The 15,329-nt window shown below is 68.6% G+C and carries 13 protein-coding genes and 2 pseudogenes; 5 read left to right on the top strand and 10 right to left on the bottom strand.

Annotated elements, in window-relative coordinates:
- Positions 1-165: 165 nt before the first annotated feature.
- A pseudogene (locus AB0I11_RS03380) lies at positions 166-1,596 on the top strand (BTAD domain-containing putative transcriptional regulator); the annotation flags it as partial.
- Positions 1,597-1,843: 247 nt separating this feature from the next.
- Here the strand turns inward: AB0I11_RS03380 and AB0I11_RS03375 are convergent.
- Positions 1,844-2,752 carry a transposase gene (locus AB0I11_RS03375; RefSeq protein WP_357312033.1) on the bottom strand — a complete coding sequence of 303 codons (909 nt, stop codon included), beginning with the start codon at positions 2,750-2,752 and terminating at the stop codon, positions 1,844-1,846.
- 740 nt (positions 2,753-3,492) lie between these two features.
- Between AB0I11_RS03375 and AB0I11_RS03370 the strand changes: the two genes are divergently transcribed.
- From AB0I11_RS03370 to AB0I11_RS03360, 3 genes and pseudogenes are all read left to right on the top strand, one after another.
- On the top strand, positions 3,493-4,281 hold the full coding sequence (locus tag AB0I11_RS03370) for an SAM-dependent methyltransferase (protein WP_357312028.1): 789 nt from the start codon (positions 3,493-3,495) through the stop codon (positions 4,279-4,281).
- Positions 4,282-5,040 (top strand): annotated as a pseudogene (locus AB0I11_RS03365) (transposase family protein).
- A gap of 150 nt (positions 5,041-5,190) precedes the next feature.
- Positions 5,191-5,706, top strand: coding sequence for a hypothetical protein (locus AB0I11_RS03360; RefSeq protein ID WP_357312023.1), 516 nt, complete (start codon positions 5,191-5,193; stop codon positions 5,704-5,706).
- Positions 5,707-6,093: 387 nt separating this feature from the next.
- On the opposite strand, the gene AB0I11_RS03355 is transcribed toward AB0I11_RS03360, so the two are convergent.
- From AB0I11_RS03355 to AB0I11_RS03315, 9 genes are all read right to left on the bottom strand, one after another.
- Positions 6,094-6,351, bottom strand: coding sequence for a hypothetical protein (locus tag AB0I11_RS03355; RefSeq protein WP_357312020.1), 258 nt, complete (start codon positions 6,349-6,351; stop codon positions 6,094-6,096).
- Between the two features lie 154 nt (positions 6,352-6,505).
- The gene (locus AB0I11_RS03350; RefSeq protein ID WP_357312017.1) at positions 6,506-6,661 is read right to left on the bottom strand and encodes a hypothetical protein; all 156 of its coding nucleotides are present in this window, start codon (positions 6,659-6,661) and stop codon (positions 6,506-6,508) included.
- A gap of 105 nt (positions 6,662-6,766) precedes the next feature.
- On the bottom strand, positions 6,767-8,095 hold the full coding sequence (locus AB0I11_RS03345) for an IS4 family transposase (RefSeq protein WP_357313451.1): 1,329 nt from the start codon (positions 8,093-8,095) through the stop codon (positions 6,767-6,769).
- Between the two features lie 140 nt (positions 8,096-8,235).
- Entirely contained in the window at positions 8,236-8,514 is a 279-nt protein-coding gene (locus tag AB0I11_RS03340) for a hypothetical protein (RefSeq protein ID WP_357312015.1), read from the bottom strand.
- A gap of 250 nt (positions 8,515-8,764) precedes the next feature.
- Positions 8,765-9,778 (bottom strand): LacI family DNA-binding transcriptional regulator, encoded by a 1,014-nt coding sequence (locus AB0I11_RS03335; protein ID WP_357312013.1) that lies wholly within the window; start codon positions 9,776-9,778, stop codon positions 8,765-8,767.
- 89 nt (positions 9,779-9,867) lie between these two features.
- The gene (mmsB, locus tag AB0I11_RS03330) at positions 9,868-11,091 is read right to left on the bottom strand and encodes a multiple monosaccharide ABC transporter permease (protein WP_357313447.1); all 1,224 of its coding nucleotides are present in this window, start codon (positions 11,089-11,091) and stop codon (positions 9,868-9,870) included.
- 55 nt (positions 11,092-11,146) lie between these two features.
- Complete coding sequence (mmsA, locus tag AB0I11_RS03325; protein ID WP_357312010.1) at positions 11,147-12,679, bottom strand: multiple monosaccharide ABC transporter ATP-binding protein; 1,533 nt, start codon at positions 12,677-12,679, stop codon at positions 11,147-11,149.
- A gap of 88 nt (positions 12,680-12,767) precedes the next feature.
- Positions 12,768-13,889 carry a multiple monosaccharide ABC transporter substrate-binding protein gene (gene chvE / locus AB0I11_RS03320; protein WP_357312008.1) on the bottom strand — a complete coding sequence of 374 codons (1,122 nt, stop codon included), beginning with the start codon at positions 13,887-13,889 and terminating at the stop codon, positions 12,768-12,770.
- Between the two features lie 568 nt (positions 13,890-14,457).
- On the bottom strand, positions 14,458-14,811 hold the full coding sequence (locus tag AB0I11_RS03315; protein ID WP_357312005.1) for a septum formation family protein: 354 nt from the start codon (positions 14,809-14,811) through the stop codon (positions 14,458-14,460).
- Positions 14,812-14,900: 89 nt separating this feature from the next.
- Between AB0I11_RS03315 and AB0I11_RS03310 the strand changes: the two genes are divergently transcribed.
- Positions 14,901-15,278 (top strand): HEAT repeat domain-containing protein, encoded by a 378-nt coding sequence (locus tag AB0I11_RS03310; protein WP_357312002.1) that lies wholly within the window; start codon positions 14,901-14,903, stop codon positions 15,276-15,278.
- Positions 15,279-15,329: the final 51 nt, after the last annotated feature.

Here is a 15,329-nt window from a genome sequence, read left to right as displayed (position 1 = left end):
CGCAGCCTGTCCGGAATCAATGAGCATCGATCTAGCGGTGCGCAACAATTCCCACACACGGCGTGCGGTCCGAGGTATCGCTAGTACGGGGATTGTCCAGCGCGGTATCACCAATTTTGTCACAACCACGCCGAAGCCACCCCATATCGGGGAGGGAGCAGATCTGTGTGGTTTCGCGTTCTCGGTCCATTGGAGGCCGTCGGCACGACCGGTCACCTGTCGTTCCCGCCTCGGCAGCAGACCGTTCTCGCCATGCTGTTACTCGAACCCAACCGGGTGGTGACCGTCGATCGCCTCGTCGACGCGGTCTGGGACAACACGCCGCCACCGACCGCGAAGGAGCAGGTACGGATCTGCGTCTCGGCCATCCGGCGAGCCCTGACCGCCAGCGGCCGGCCCGACGCGATCGTGACCCGCCCGTCGGGCTACTCCATCCAGTGCAGCGACCACGAACTGGATCTGCTGAAGTTCAACGATCTCGTCGCGCACGGCCGGCGACTGCTGGGTCAGGGCCGGCCGCACGACGCGGCCGACATGCTCCGCGACGCCTTGCGGCTGTGGCGGGGCGCTGTCCCGCTGGCCGGCGTACGCAGCCAACTCGTCCAGTCGATCGGCACCCAGCTGGCCGAACGGCGACTGGCCGTGATCGAGGAGTACGTCGACGTACGGCTGCGGCTCGGCCAGCACCACGAGTTGACCGGCGGGCTGGCCGAGCTGGTCACGGCGAACCCGTTCCGTGAGCGGCTGCGGGCGCGGCTGATGATCGCGCTGTACCGGGGTGGCCGGCAGGCCGAGGCGCTGCACACCTACCGGGTCGGCCGGGAGTTGTTCGTGGAGCAGCTCGGCCTGGAGCCCGGGGCCGAGCTGCGCCGGTTGGAGCGGGCGATTCTCGCCGGCGAGGTGGCCGACCTGCTGGAGCCGGAGGAGACGTCCCGTCCGGTACCGGTGCGGGCAGCCGTGCCCCGCCTGCTACCCGCCGACATCGGCGACTTCACCGGCCGGCGGGACCTGATCGGACGGGTGTGCACGGCGCTGCGTGAACCGCGCGACGCCGGGTCCCGCGCGATAGCCATCGTGGTTGTCGCCGGCCGGCCCTGGTTGGGCAAGACCACCCTGGCCGTGCACATCGCCCACGCCCTCGACGGGGAGTATCCGGACGGCCAGCTGTTCGCCCGGCTCGGCGGCGCCGCCCGCCCGGCCGACGCCGGTGCGGTGCTGGCCCGTTTCCTCGGCGCGCTCGGCGTGCCCGGCCGCGCCGTACCCGACACCCTGGAGGAGCGGACGGACATGTACCGCAACCTGCTCAGCGGCCGCCGGGTTCTCGTGGTCCTCGACGACGCGGCCGGCGGGCAGCAGGTGGCGCCGCTGCTGCCCGGCGGCCCGACGTGCTCGGTGATCGTGACCAGCCGGACCCGGCTGCCCGCGCTCGGCGGCGCGACCACGCTGGGCATCGGCCCGCTGGATGCCCAGGAATCGGTCGACCTGCTCACCAAGGCGGTCGGCCGGGAACGGGTCGACACCGAGGCGGCCGACATCGCCCTGCTGGCCGACCTGTGCGCCGGTGAGCCGTTGGCGCTACGGCTGGCCGCCGGTCGGCTGAAGAGCCAACCGCACTGGCCGGTACGCGGCCTGATCGTCCGCCTGTACGACGACCGCCGCCGGCTGGCCGAACTGTCCTACGGCGGCCTGGACCTCGTGGCGATGGTCAACGAGATCTGGCAGGGGCTCAGCCCGCTGGCCCGGCGCCTGCTGCGGCGGGTGAGCCGGCTCGACGACCCACGCTTCCAGGGCTGGATGTGCGCGCCGCTGCTGGACGTCGCCGAGCAGGACGCGCAGGACGCGCTCACCGAACTGCTGGACGCCGGGCTCCTGGACATCGAGCGGCAGGACGGCCAGGTCGTGTTTCAGCTGCGGGGCCTGCTGCGGGCGTTCGCCCGGCAGCTGGTGGCCGAGGAGTCGTCCTTCGACGACACCGGCCGCGCGGCGGAGCGGCCCGACGAGAGCCGCGACGACATCCGCCGGGACAACGCCCGCCTCGGCTCGTCCACCTCGAAGGCGCCGCCCGAGCCGGCGTGATCGCGCCTCGGGGAACCGCGACGGCCGCCTGCCCGCGGATAACCGATCTCAATCCCGCGAGTGACGGTGAGGCCAGACCGCCGTTGCGTCTCACGGTGTCACTGGCGGGCTGCCGACGCTGCGCAGTCTGGCGCCCAGTCGGTCCCGGCGACCTTCCCTGTGGCACCATCAGTTCACCAATTGCAGGTAAGAGAACTCTCGGCACGCGACGCCGAGCCGGCCGACAAAGGCCGAGGTCTACCGACAGCCGGGTCCAGCAGCGGCAGAGGGCCAGTTCACCGGTGGTGGTATTGCGGCGGATCAGGAGGCTGTGGTGGCCGCCGTCGTCGGGGTCGGCGTCGGTGCACACGTCGTCGAGGCAGGCCCAGTCGTAGAAGCGGGGGCCTTTGGACCCGGCACCGGCTGGGCGCCGCTGCCAGGCCGATACCGGTAGTTCGGCGGCTACCTGGTCGGCGCGAGCCTTGACCTTGCCGCTGTCGAGCGGGATCAGGTGGCTGCAGGACACGGCGAGGACGTAGCCGAGCCCGTGTTCGCGCGGGTGGGTGCGGAACGCGGCGCTGTTGCCGTATGCCTCGTCCGCGGTAGCCCAGGCGGCCGGAACGCCGGCGTCGATCGCGGCGGTGATCATGTCGGCGGCCAGGTCCGGCTTGGTGGCGAATTCGATCTCCTCGGGCACTCCAGCGGCCTAACACCGCTGCCGGTCGCCGGTCCACGACGCCGGCAGCAGCCCCGGCGTCGCCAACGAATTCGCCCTACGCCTCCACAGCATCACCACCGGCGACCAGACGCGATGGGCCCCCTTCGCCGACTTGCCCCGCCGCTGATCAGCCGTCGATGCCTACCACGTCGACTGATCGCACAGCAGCCGCCACTCCCCCACCCCGGCTGCGGCGGCGATGCGCACCAGTTGGCCAGGCAGCAGCTGCGGTCCCGGCGCACCTCGGTCGCGTGAGGATGACCCTCTTGGCTATCGCCTGCACCCTCTGCACGGCCACCGCGCCGTCCTGGCACAGCAGGGCCACGGCGCCCACGGCGGTCAGAGACCGGAGCCGGACGCCCTGCTCCCAATCTGCTCCCAACTTAAGGGGCAACAGCGCGAAAGCCCGTTACCGGCGATCCCGGCGACGGGCTTCCTACCTGCTCATATTCATGGTGGACGATGCTGGGATCGAATCAGTGACCTCTTCGGTGTGAACAGGACGCCCCACCGATTCTGACCTGCGGAAACGAGAACGCGCAGGTCGCGGTGGGTGCAGTTGGACGCCGTCCAGAGCCATTGGAAGCCATTCAATGCCGTTCGGCGCGTGCAGTTGCTCCCACCCTGCTCCCCCAGTCTCGGCACGAGACCGCCGACAGATGGTCGGCTTTGCTCCACGGGGGCAGCGCGGAACAGGCCCGTCGACGGACACTGACGTCATGGATCTCACCCCGGATCTCGACACGCCAAGCCCCGCACGGGTTTACGACTACTTCCTCGGCGGGTCGCACAACTTCGCCTCGGACCGCGCGCTGGCCGCCCGGATGGAGCAGGCCATGCCCGATATCGGGCACATCATGCGAGCCAACCGCTCGTTCCTGCGCCGCGCGGTCCGCACGCTCGTCTCCGCGGGCATCCGACAGTTTCTCGACCTCGGCTCCGGCATCCCCACGGTCGGCAACGTGCACGAGGTCGCCGGCCAGTCCGCCCCGGACACGGTTGTCGCCTACGTCGACGTCGACCCCGTGGCGGTGAACCACAGCCGGCGCCTCCTGGCCGACGACCCGCGGGCCGTGGTGCTGCACGCCGACCTCACCGAGCCCGACACCGTGCTCGACGACCCGACGCTGCGGAAAGCGATCGACTTCGAACAGCCAGTCGCGGTACTGCTGGTGGGCGTCCTGCACCAGCTCGCCGACGACCCGGCCCCGATCATCGCCCACTACCGCGACCGGCTCGCCCCGGGCAGCTACCTCGCCCTGTCACACGCCTCCTCGGACGAACGGTCCGACGCGCTGGCGCTGCGCGACACCTACGACCAGGGATACGCCAACACCGCCCGGATGACTCTCCGCACCCGGCCCGAGATCGAACGGCTCTTCAGCGGCTTCACCCTCGTCCCGCCAGGGCTGGTGCAGCTGCCCGAGTGGCGGCCCGACTGGCCGGTCGAACCAGACGAGGACCCCCGCCGCTTCGCCACGTACTGCGGAGTGGGCCAGCTCAGCTGACTGATCGGATCACCGGCCGTGCTGCAGCCCGCCCAGCTCCGCAAGCTGGTCCGCATAGTCGCCAAGCGTGGCGGTGACGCGATCACTGACGGGCGGCCGGACCGACAGTAGGCTCTCGACCTGCCCGACCGGGTGCTGTGGAGGGCTATCCGCTGCGCACGAACCTGACCATGCGCCAGATCAGCCCGCTGCCCGCGGTGTCGCACCGCCGCACGCCGAGTCAGCGACGCCGTCGGCCCCTCGCTGGCCTTGGCGCCGGTGCCCGGCGGCCGGTCGACCAAATCCCCGTCGTCGACCGGCGCCCTGATCCCCATCCCCGATCACCGCCTGGCCACCAAAAGCAAAACTACCCGGTACTCGACGAGCCTGCAGGTCACGATCGACGCCAGCACCCGGCTGGTCTTGGCTGTCGGCGATCCGCAGCCCGGCAACCGCGACGACACGATCGTCTACCGCACCAGCGGCATCCAGGACAAACTCAACGGGCGGCTCGTCATGGCCGACGGCGGCTACCGCGGCAACTCCGCGGTAGCCAATCCCCACCGCAAGCCCCTCCACGGCGCTGTCCTCCCAGCCCGGCGAGAAGAGCTGAACAGCCACCACCACACCGTCCGCGACGGAGTCGAACATGCCCTCGCCAGAATGAAGTGCTTCAAGATCCTGCGCGACGACCGACGCGCCGCCCACACATCCGCGAAGGGCTCGGCGATCACGGCCGAGGCTGCACAGTTGCCGCTCACTGAGCCGGTATCAGCATGAGCTGGCCAGCTACCGTACGCCCCATCCCTGATCTGTCGCGCCGACCTGCCATGATCATCTGCGACCCGCCGAGGGCGGCGACGGTTCACGACCGATCGCGGCCCCGCTGGCCGACTGGCCTGCATCGCACCATGACCAGGAGACACACGAATGCGCAAGACCATCGCCGTTGGAGCCCTCGGACTGGCCCTGCTCACCGCTGGCTGCGGGAGCGAGGACACCACCGAGCCGGCCACCCCCGCCGCCCCGGGTGCCGCCTCCGCGGAGGCCAAGGCCGACAAGCCGCAGCAGCCGAAGACGGTAGAGGCGGCCAAGGCGCTAGCTCAGAAGGAGTACGACACCTACGCGGCGGGCGACTGGAAGGGTGCATGGGACCTCTGGACCAAGGAGGGCAAGGCGGCGATCATCCGCGACGAGTACGCCCGCCTGCACACCGAGTGCAAGACCATCACCGGTCTGACCTTCGAGATCACCGGGGCCCGGCTTGAGGGCGAGGACGGGGCGGTCGTGAACTTCAAGCGGTCGATCGCCGCCGGGATGTCCGAGATCCGGTACGAGGACGGGCAGTGGCGGTACCAGCCGGACGCCGATTCGATGGCGGACTACGCCAAGAGCGTCGACAAGGTTGTTGCCGAGGGACAGGCCAGCGGGCGGTGCCAGAAGTAGGCGGGGCACGCGAGTAGCCCTACAGGCTCGACTCTCTCAATCGCGAGGGGGTCGGGCCCCTTGCTGTAGCTGCCTCAGGCTGGCCCGCCCCGGCTCACCCAGCCGGCATGGTGCTTCACCCCTCATGCCGCGAGCGGCGGGGACGGTGGAGCCCGACCGGCTGCACGTCCTGACCGCCGACGGCGCCCGCATTAAGTCCAGCCCGTCCCGGCTGTCCCAACGCGACCTCGCCCGGCTCGTGGCCGACGGCGGCAGCCCCGCCGGTCCACCCCCACTACCCTCGGTCGAGCCGCATACCACCGCCGTCGAGGTCGATCGGGTCGTCAACGCCTGCGGCGGCATCAGCATCGGTGGCCGGCAGATCAGCGTCGGCATGCCCCTTGCCGGTCAACGCGTCCGGGCTCGCCTCGACGGATCCTCCTGCACGTCATCGACGAAGCCGGCCAGCTGCGCCGCACCCTGCCACCGACCGCCTGCGGCCGCATCCGCGACGCCCGACCGGCCTCCCCGGTCCCACCACCGGCCACCGCCCCCACGGTCGAGCGGGTCGTGTCCGTCAACGGCAGCTTCCAGGTCGCCGGGCAGAAGATCCAAGTCGGCAAGGTCCACGCCCGCAAACTCGTCACCGTCGCCCTCGACGAGCACACCGTCACCGTCTACGACGCCGACACCCCGATCACAGCCGTGCCCCGCCGCGGCACCACCGGCCTGAACCGCACCATAGCCACACACCAGATCACTATCCCGGGCCAGGCTCAGGAGCCTCACCTTCGTGCGTTACCCGACGAGCTTTCGTCGGCTATGCGGTCAACCTCAGCCCGAGCGCGCTGTGTTCGATGAGGCCCGCAGGGAGGTCGGTGCGCCCGGACTCCTGCGATGTCAGCGCGACCAGCTCGGCGCGCAGCTCCACGGCGGGCTCACCGAGCACGATCGCGCTGAGCACAAGCTCGACCATCACCCGGTCGTATCGATCGGAGGTGCGACGGTAACGCGACGGGTCGGACTCCACCGTCGCCGCTGAGACACGCCAACCACCGCCGCTAACGGCAATGCCGCGTAGTTAGGGTTCGGGGCGGGTTGTCAACCGGGTCGTGATGGTGGTGGTCGCGGCTGGGTGGTTGGTGCGGTCGATGTTGCCTTTGGCGCGGTGTTTGGAGATGGCTGGTTTCACCACTCGGGGGCTGTTGCGGGTGCGGCGTTCGGGGAGCGGGTCGTTGAGGATTGCCCGGCCGATGGCTCCGACCAGGTCGATGACGGTGCCGGCGATGACTGCGGCGGCGTGGATGACCTGGTCGCGGGCGGTGTTCAGGGCGATGGTGAAGCTGGCTCGGTCCGGGTCGGTGTCCGGGTCGCTGTCGGTGGCGTCCGTCATTGCCAGGCGCAGTGCCTGGTAGGCGGTGAGCAGGGCGTAGACCTCTTGGTTGATTCCGGCCGGGGTGCGGGCGCGTAGGACCCGGCCGCTGAGGGTGGTGGATTTCAGTTCCAGGAACGCCGTCTCGATTTCCCACCTTTGGTGGTAGAGGGCGACCAGGTCCAGGGCGGGGAAAGTGTGGTGGTCGGTCAGGGTCGTCAGCAGCCGGTATCGGCCGGTGTGATGCGGCTGTCCGCCGGTGGTCACGGTGATTTCGGCTTCGATGACCCGGACGGTGACGGTGCCCAGCTTGCTCAGCCAGGAGCCGTCCGGGCAGCGCCGGATCGTGGAGAGTTTCCGGTTGTCCTTGCAGCGGATGAGCAGGTCCGCGCCGCGGGCGTGGATCTGCTCGGCCAGATCACGCACGGCGAAGTTGCGGTCGGCCAGCAGCAGCATTCCCGGCCGCAGACAGGCGAACAACCGCGGCGCGTATCGGATTTCAGCGACGCCGATCGTGCCGAAGACCGCGTCGATGATAGTGCGGGTGCCGCAGGCCACGACCGTGACCAGGCGCAGCAGCGGATACCCGGAACCGCCGTGGGAACCGGTCTGCCGGCCGTAGACGGCGAGGTTCGCCGGGCTGTCAGGAACCGACATGGTGGTCCCGTCGATCGCGCAGACCAGCAGTCCCCGCCACCGTTCGGCACCGGCAGCGGGCCCGGCGAGCAGGGCGAAAAGTGCGGCCAGAGGTCTGACACCGATCCGGCGTCGGGCCTGGGCCAGCGCCGACGACGTCGGCACGGCCACCGCCAGAGCGTCCAGGCCGCTGGTCAACCTGGCCCAAACCTGCCGATAGCCGCACTCGGCGAACAGGCCGGCGGCCAGCAGCAGATAGACCACCACCCGCGACGGCAGGTCCCGGATCCGAGACTGCACCGCGCCGGTCGTCGCGAGGATGTCATCGACCATCTCGAACGGCACGATCTGCGTCAGCTCACCCAGATGTCCCGGCGCGAACCGGCCTGCGGCTACCTGGATCGTGCGATGGATGACAGAATGCTCGGGCAGCGGAACTCCCAGCTCGAAGGGTGTCTTGTGAGGACAACCCCTCTATAGCGGGAGTTCCGCTGTTTCCTACGCATCGACACACCCACTTGACAACCCGCCGCCACCACTAACTACGCGGCATTGCCGCTAACGGGCGAGAACGCTGCTTCGAAGATCCCGTTGCCGGTCCAGCTGCGATGCAGGAACGCGACCTGGTCCTCAACGAACACGTTCCACTTCTCGTCCATGCCGCGAGCCTCGTAACCGAGCTTGATCCGTTCCCAGTGCTCGTCGGACCAGATGCGGGTCGGCAGCTCGGCCATCGGCATCGGCATCGGCATCGGCATCGGCGCCACGATCGGCGACACGTGCTGCAACGACGATCGGGTGACCGGCGACGGTTCGATCATCAGCAGATCCTACGGGCGCGGCGGCTGACAGGACCATGGCGGCTCAGAAGCCTGACACCCGTACCACCGACCGCAAGCACCGGACCTATTCGATCTCGACCTGGCGTCAAACCTCCTTCGACGCCGTTCCGTCAAGCATCATGCGAGACCAGGCAGCTCCGAGGCCGTCAGTCACAATCACCCTGGCCGCGCTCGCCCTGGCCGAACACCTCCTCGCGTGACTCCGCTGTGAGGTACAGATGGGACGGGTTCAGCTGCGCGGCTCGTACGCGCTACCGCGCACGACCAGGTTCGGTGCGACGACGACATATCCCGGCACGCCCGACCCATCTGCCGAGAGCCGGTCGACGAGCAGTTGCAGGGATCGTCGGCCGAGCTCCCCGAAGCCCTGGCGGACCGTGGTCAACGGCGGCATAAAGTAGGAGGCCTCGGGGATGTCGTCGAACCCAATGACGCTGACGTCGCCGGGCACCTGCCGGCCCGCCTCGTGCATCGCGCGCAGCAGGCCGAGCGCCATGTGGTCGTTGGCGCAGAAGACCGCAGTCACGGTCGGGTCGGCCGCGAGCCGCCGGCCGGCCAGGTAGCCGGAGCGACAGCTCCAGTCACCCGGAACCGGCTCCGGCACCGGCGCCCCGGCCCGCTCCAGCTCCTGACGCCACCCCTGCATCCGGCCGATCCCGTCGAACCAATCCGTCGGCCCCGCCACATGGTGGACGGTGCGGTGGCCGAGCCCCAGCAGATGGCGGGTGGCCAGCACCGCGCCTGCGCGCTGATCGATCCCGACGGTCGGCACGCCCTCGGTGATCCCGCTGGCCGCCCCGACCAGGGGTGTGCCGGCCGCGGCCTGCTCCAGGGCGCCGGCCACCGCGACCTGCGGGGCGATTACCACGATGCCCTCGACGGCCTGGTCCCGCAGTCGGCCGACCGCCTCCACCAGGGTGTACCGGTCTATCGACCGGAGACTGGCGATGCTGACGAAGTAGTCCGCCGCCCGGGCGGCCTGCTCGATGCCGTAGAGCATCGACGCCGGGCCGTAGAGAGTGGTGTCGAAGCTGATCACGCCGAGCGTCTGCGATTTACGAGTGACCAGCGTGCGGGCGGCGGAGTTGGGCCGGTAGCCCAACTCCGCGATCGCCGCGAGCACCCGGCCGCGGGTCTCGGCCCGGACGTTGGGATGGTCGTGGAGGACGCGGGAGACGGTCTGGTGCGAGACCCCAGCCAGCCGGGCGACGTCCGCCATGACCGGCGGCTGCTGGACTGTCATCGGGCCCCCTCCCTGTGCCTGCCCAGTCCGTGGATCCCGCCACGCGAATTGGCGATCTTCACCCGGTGCGCGTCAACCCGTCGCCCGGTTCATCGCACAGTCCCCGCACGACGCTTGGTGAAGACGTCGAAGGCCACCGCAGCCAGCAGCACCAGGCCCTTGAAGAGCATCACCTGCTCGCTCGGCGCACCGATGAGGGACATGCCGTTGTTGATCACGCCCATGATGAGGCCGCCGGTGATCGCGCCGACCACCTTGCCGACACCACCTTGGACGGCTGCGCCGCCGATGAACGCCGCCGCGATCGCGTCCAGCTCGAAACTGTTACCCGCGGTGGGCCCGGCCTGATTGAGGCGTCCGGCGAAGACGATGCCGGCCACCGCGCCGAGTACGCCCATATTGACGAACAACCAGAACGTGACCGACTTGACCTTGATACCGGACAGCGTGGCGGCGTTGAGGTTCCCACCGATGGCGTAGATGTGACGGCCGAACACCGCGCGGTTGGTGAGCAGTGAGTACGCCAGCACCAGCACGGCGAGGAGGACGAGCACCCACGGCAGGTTCTTGAACCGGGCCAGCTGCACGATGACGAACGTGACGACGGCCGCGGCCACCGCCATCTTCGCGATGAACATCGGCAGCGGCTCGACCGACTGGCCGTACCGCGCCCGGCCGGTCCGGCTGCGCCAGTTTGTCACCACGATCCCGGCGATGAAGGCAAGTCCGATCAGGAGGGTGAACAGGTCGGCCCCGTCCAGTGGGCCGAGACCGATGTTGCCCAGGTACGTCGGCATGAAGCCGTTGGCGATCGTGCGGACCTCGTCCGGGAACGGGCCGATCCCCTGGTTGCCCAGCACGGTGAGGGTCAGCGCCCGGAAGAGCAGCATGCCGGCGAGCGTCACGATGAACGCGGGGATCCCGAAGTACGCCACCCAGTATCCCTGCCAGGCGCCGATGGCGGCCCCGGCGATCAGCGTGATGACGATGGCCAGAGGCCAGGGCATGTGGTTGTTCACCATGAGTACGGCCGATATCGCACCGGTGACGGCGACGACCGAACCGGCCGACAGATCGATGTGGCCGGCGATGATGATCAAGATCATCCCGATCGCGAGAATCAGGATGTAGGAGTTCTGCACGACGAGGTTGGAGATGTTCTGCGGTGCGAGCAGGTCCCCGTGGGTGAGGATGGAGAACAGCGCGATGATGAGGGCGAAGGCAAGGTAGATGCCGTTCTGGCGCAGGTTCGCCGAGAAGAGCCGGCCGGAGAACCGGTCCGGTGCGGCGGGCGCCGCGAGATCACTCGCGATCGCCGCCGACACGGCGGTGCTCGGGTCGGTCGTGGGGCCGACGCTGGTCATCTGACTATTGCTCCTTCACCTTGGTCATAAACTGCATGAGTCGCTCGGGCGTGGCTTCGGCACGGGTCACCTGGCCGGTGATCCGGCCGGCGGACATCGCGTAGATGCGGTCACAGATGCCCAGTAGCTCGGGTAGCTCGGAGGAGATGACGAGCACGGCCTTGCCCTGGTCCGCCATCTGGTTGATGATCGAGTAGATCTCGTACTTGGCGCCGACGTCGATGCCGCGGGTCGGCTCGTCGAGGATCAGCACGTCGGCGTCGGTAAAGATCCACTTCGACAGCACGACCTTCTGCTGGTTGCCGCCGCTGAGCTTCACGGTGATCGCCGAGACGTTCGGCGCCTTGATGTTCATGCTCGTGCGGAACTCGTTGGCGACCCGGTACTCCTCGTTCTCGTGGATCCAGCCCCGGGTGGCCAGCTTGGTCAGCGCGGCCGCCGACACGTTGCGCTTGATGTCGTCGATCAGGTTCAGGCCGTAGCGCTTGCGATCCTCCGTCGCGTACGCGATGCGGTGCCTGATCGCATCGCGCACTGTCTTCAGCTGGATCTCGCGGCCGTCCTTGAAGATCCGGCCGGAGATGCCGATGCCGTAGCTGCGGCCGAAGACGCTCATCGCGAGTTCGGTGCGGCCGGCGCCCATCAGCCCGGCCAGCCCCACGATCTCGCCCCGGCGCAGGGTGAGGTTGGCCCCGGAGACCACGACCCGCCCATGCTGGGTGGGGCTGTGCACCGTCCAGTCCTCGATACGCAGCACCTCTTCGCCGATCGTCGGCTGGTGCTCGGGGAACCGGTGCTCCAGGTCCCGGCCGACCATGCCGGAGATGATGCGGTCTTCGGTGATGGCGTCGTTCTTCATGTCCAGCGTCTCGATCGTGCGGCCGTCGCGCAGGATCGTGGTGGAGTCGGCGATCGCCTCGATCTCGTTCAGCTTGTGCGAGATGATCACGCAGGTGATGCCCTGCTCGCGCAGCTCACGGAGCAGATCCAGCAGGTGCGCGGAGTCCTCGTCGTTGAGCGCGGCGGTCGGCTCGTCGAGAATGAGCAGCCGAACCTGCTTCGACAGCGCCTTGGCGATCTCGACCAACTGCTGCTTGCCTACGCCGATGTCCGACGCGAGCGTGGCCGGGTGCTCCCGCAACCCCACGCGCTCCAGCAGCGCGGCAGCCTCCGCGTGGGTGCGGTTCCAGTCGATGAAGCCGCGCGGGGCGCGCTCGTTGCCGAGGAAGATGTTCTCCTCGATCGACAGGTTCGGGCAGAGCGCCAACTCCTGATGGATGATCACGATGCCGAGGCGCTCACTGTGGCGGATGTCGGAGAACTGGACCGGCTGGCCGTCGAAGACGATCTCTCCGGTGTACGAGCCGTGCGGGTAGACCCCCGAGAGCACCTTCATCAGCGTCGACTTGCCGGCGCCGTTCTCACCGCAGATCGCGTGGATCTCCCCACGTCGTACCGTGAGGTTGACGTCCTTGAGGGCGGTGACCCCCGGGAACGTCTTGGTGATGTCGCGCATCTGCAGAATCACCTCGGTCAAGGTGTCCTCCTTCTCCCCCTGATCGGTCCGTCCGGCCACGCCAGGCGCGGCGCCCGGCCGGCTGGGCACCAGCCGGGCGCCTACTGCACTACTTGAGCTGGCCCTCGGTGTAGTAGCCGGTGTCGACGAGAACCTTCTTGTAGTTGTCCTTGTAGACGACCACCGGTTCGAGCAGGTACGACGGGACGACCTTGACGCCGTTGTTGTAGTCCTTGGTGTTGTTGACCTCGGGCTTGCCGCCCTTGAGCACCGCGTCGGCCATCGTCACGGTGACCTTCGCCAGCTCGCGGGTGTCCTTGTAGATCGTGGCGAACTGCTCGCCCGCGATGATCGACTTCACCGAGGCGACCTCGGCGTCCTGTCCGGTCACGACCGGGTAGGGCTGGCCGGCGGTGCCGTACCCGTTGCTCTTGAGCGCCGACAGAATGCCGATGGAAAGACCGTCGTACGGCGAGAGGACGCCCTGCACCTTGTCACCCTTGGAGTAGGTCTTGGTGAGCAGGTCCTCCATGCGCTTCTGCGCGGTCGCGGGGTCCCAGCGCAGGATGGCGACCGTCTTGAAGTCGGTCTCGCCGCTCTTGACCTTCAGGATGCCCTTGTCGATGTACGGCTTGAGGGTGTCCATCGCGCCGTTGAAGAAGAAGGTCGCGTTGTTGTCGTCGGGCGAGCCGGCGAACAGCTCGATGTTGAACGGGCCCTTGGCGGTGCCGTCCGAGCCGTCCTCCTTCTTCAGGCCCAGGCCGACCAGCAGCGAGGTCGCCTGCTGTACGCCGACCTTGTAGTTGTCGAAGGTGGCGTAGTAGTCGACGTTCGGCGAGTTACGGATCAGGCGGTCGTAGGCGATGACCGGGATCTTCTTGTCGGCCGCCTCCTGCAGCTGGGTGGTGATCGCGGTGCCGTCGATCGAGGCGATGATCAGCAGCTTGGCGCCCTTGGTGATCTGGTTCTCGATCTGGTTCACCTGGGTCGGGATGTCGTTCTCCGCGTACTGCAGGTCCACCTTGTAGCCCAGCGCCTCGAGCTGGCTCTTGACGTTCTCCCCGTCGTGGATCCAGCGCTCGGAGGACTTGGTCGGCATCGTTACGCCAACCAGCGCAGCGGCGTCACCATTCTGCGCCTTGTCGACAGTCTTGGTGGCAGAGCCGCAGGCGGCGAGGCCTGTGGCGACGATCAGGCCGACCGTGGCGGCGGCCAGCTTCGCAAGCTTCATGTCACTCCTCTGGGGAACGGCCCGGGGACCGGAAGATCAGATTGCTAACGCTCACATCAGCAACTGGCGGGGGATGTTTACGAGGGCAGGATGGATTGTTAGCGTTCACATGCTTGGTTTATCGGCCACTCCTGGTCAATGGCAGGGAGGTAACGGTTACGTTACGGCCACGAGCCTTGACGGCACCTCGCCGACGTCCCAGCCACTCGGGCCGGAGCCGACCCCCGGCGCCTGCTCGCTCGATCCCGACCCGCTCCCGGCCGGCCAGCCGCGGCTCCCGACGCGGCCCGGCGGCAGGATTTCCCGCTCGCCGACCATCACCCGCCGTGACGGACCCGATGACGTCGTACACCCGCCCGCGCCGCCCCGGAAACTTTGATGCCGATCATCTGGAGCCTGGAGTGATCAGGTCGCGAAACCTGCCGCAGGCCATGGAACCGCCGCATAACCTGCCAGCGGCTCGATCACGGCCACCTCGACACCACACACCACGGCTCCGCCGCGGTGCTACCGCCTGCCCACTCATTGATCATTTTCGAGTCAGCCTGCCTCCGCCGGCGGACCGCGTTCAGCGGACTGGCAGCGCCTTCGTGCCACTGTCCTTGATCGAGCGGGTCACCTTCAGGCCCCCCGGCCAGTAGAAGCAGCGGATCCCCCGGTCACCGCGCGCCCACGCCTCCGCGGCCGGCACCTGGTACGAGGTGCCCGTCCGGTAGCGCAGCACGCCGTCGACCGGGACCTTCGCGTACCGGGCCACGAGGACCGGGCACTTCGCGTGCACGCCGTCCTCGTCGCGGCCCGCGTCAACGTACGGGGTGTCGGGCGCCGTCCACGACCCGACGTACTCGAACGTGCGAGGCCGGGCGCAGCCGGTCTGCTCGAAGGCGCCGTACCGGTCCTCGTTCAGACAGCCGAAGGCCACCCGTCGCCTGGGCGATGACCAGGACAGCTTGCAGGCTGCGATTATCGAGGTGATGCACGCGGATCGGGCGGCCAGCCGCCGCGTGGTGCGTGAGCTCGCCACCGGCGACACGCCGGAGCTTCGGCGCGTGGGGCTGTGGGCGCTTGGGTTCGCATGATGTGGAGCTGCTTGCTGCGGCCGCGGCCGACCCGGATCCGAGGGTCAGGTCCCAGGCGGTCGGCTCGATCCCTGACCCTGTCGGCGACGATTGGGCATTCGCCGTGCTCTACGCGACGTTGGGCGACCTGGATGAGCAGGTGCGGGTGTCGGCGGTGAGTAGGCTCGGCTATACCGGCCGGGCTGACGCGGTGGCGCCGCTGGTTGCTCTCGGCGCTGACCGGTCTCGGGGCTTGACCCCTGATCCTGGACACGGGGTTTATGCGGCTGGGGCCAGCGTAGCTGGCGCTGGTCGGGTGTTGTTCTCGTAGGTGATCGGGGCTTGTTGTCCGAGCCGGGAGTGGCGTCGGACGGTGTTGTAG

The sequence above is a fragment of the Micromonospora sp. NPDC050495 genome (assembly GCF_040655175.1).
GTDB lineage: Bacteria > Actinomycetota > Actinomycetes > Mycobacteriales > Micromonosporaceae > Micromonospora.
This window is presented reverse-complemented; position numbering and strand designations above follow the sequence as displayed.

What these genes read in the sequence shown, in the direction of transcription:
- AB0I11_RS03370 (WP_357312028.1), top strand. Translation starts at nt 3,493, where the DNA reads ATGGATCTCACCCCGGATCTCGACACGCCAAGCCCCGCACGGGTTTAC.
- AB0I11_RS03360 (WP_357312023.1), top strand. Translation starts at nt 5,191, where the DNA reads ATGCGCAAGACCATCGCCGTTGGAGCCCTCGGACTGGCCCTGCTCACC.
- AB0I11_RS03350 (WP_357312017.1), bottom strand. Translation starts at nt 6,661, where the DNA reads ATGGTCGAGCTTGTGCTCAGCGCGATCGTGCTCGGTGAGCCCGCCGTG.
- AB0I11_RS03340 (WP_357312015.1), bottom strand. Translation starts at nt 8,514, where the DNA reads ATGATCGAACCGTCGCCGGTCACCCGATCGTCGTTGCAGCACGTGTCG.
- AB0I11_RS03335 (WP_357312013.1), bottom strand. Translation starts at nt 9,778, where the DNA reads ATGACAGTCCAGCAGCCGCCGGTCATGGCGGACGTCGCCCGGCTGGCT.
- chvE (WP_357312008.1), bottom strand. Translation starts at nt 13,889, where the DNA reads ATGAAGCTTGCGAAGCTGGCCGCCGCCACGGTCGGCCTGATCGTCGCC.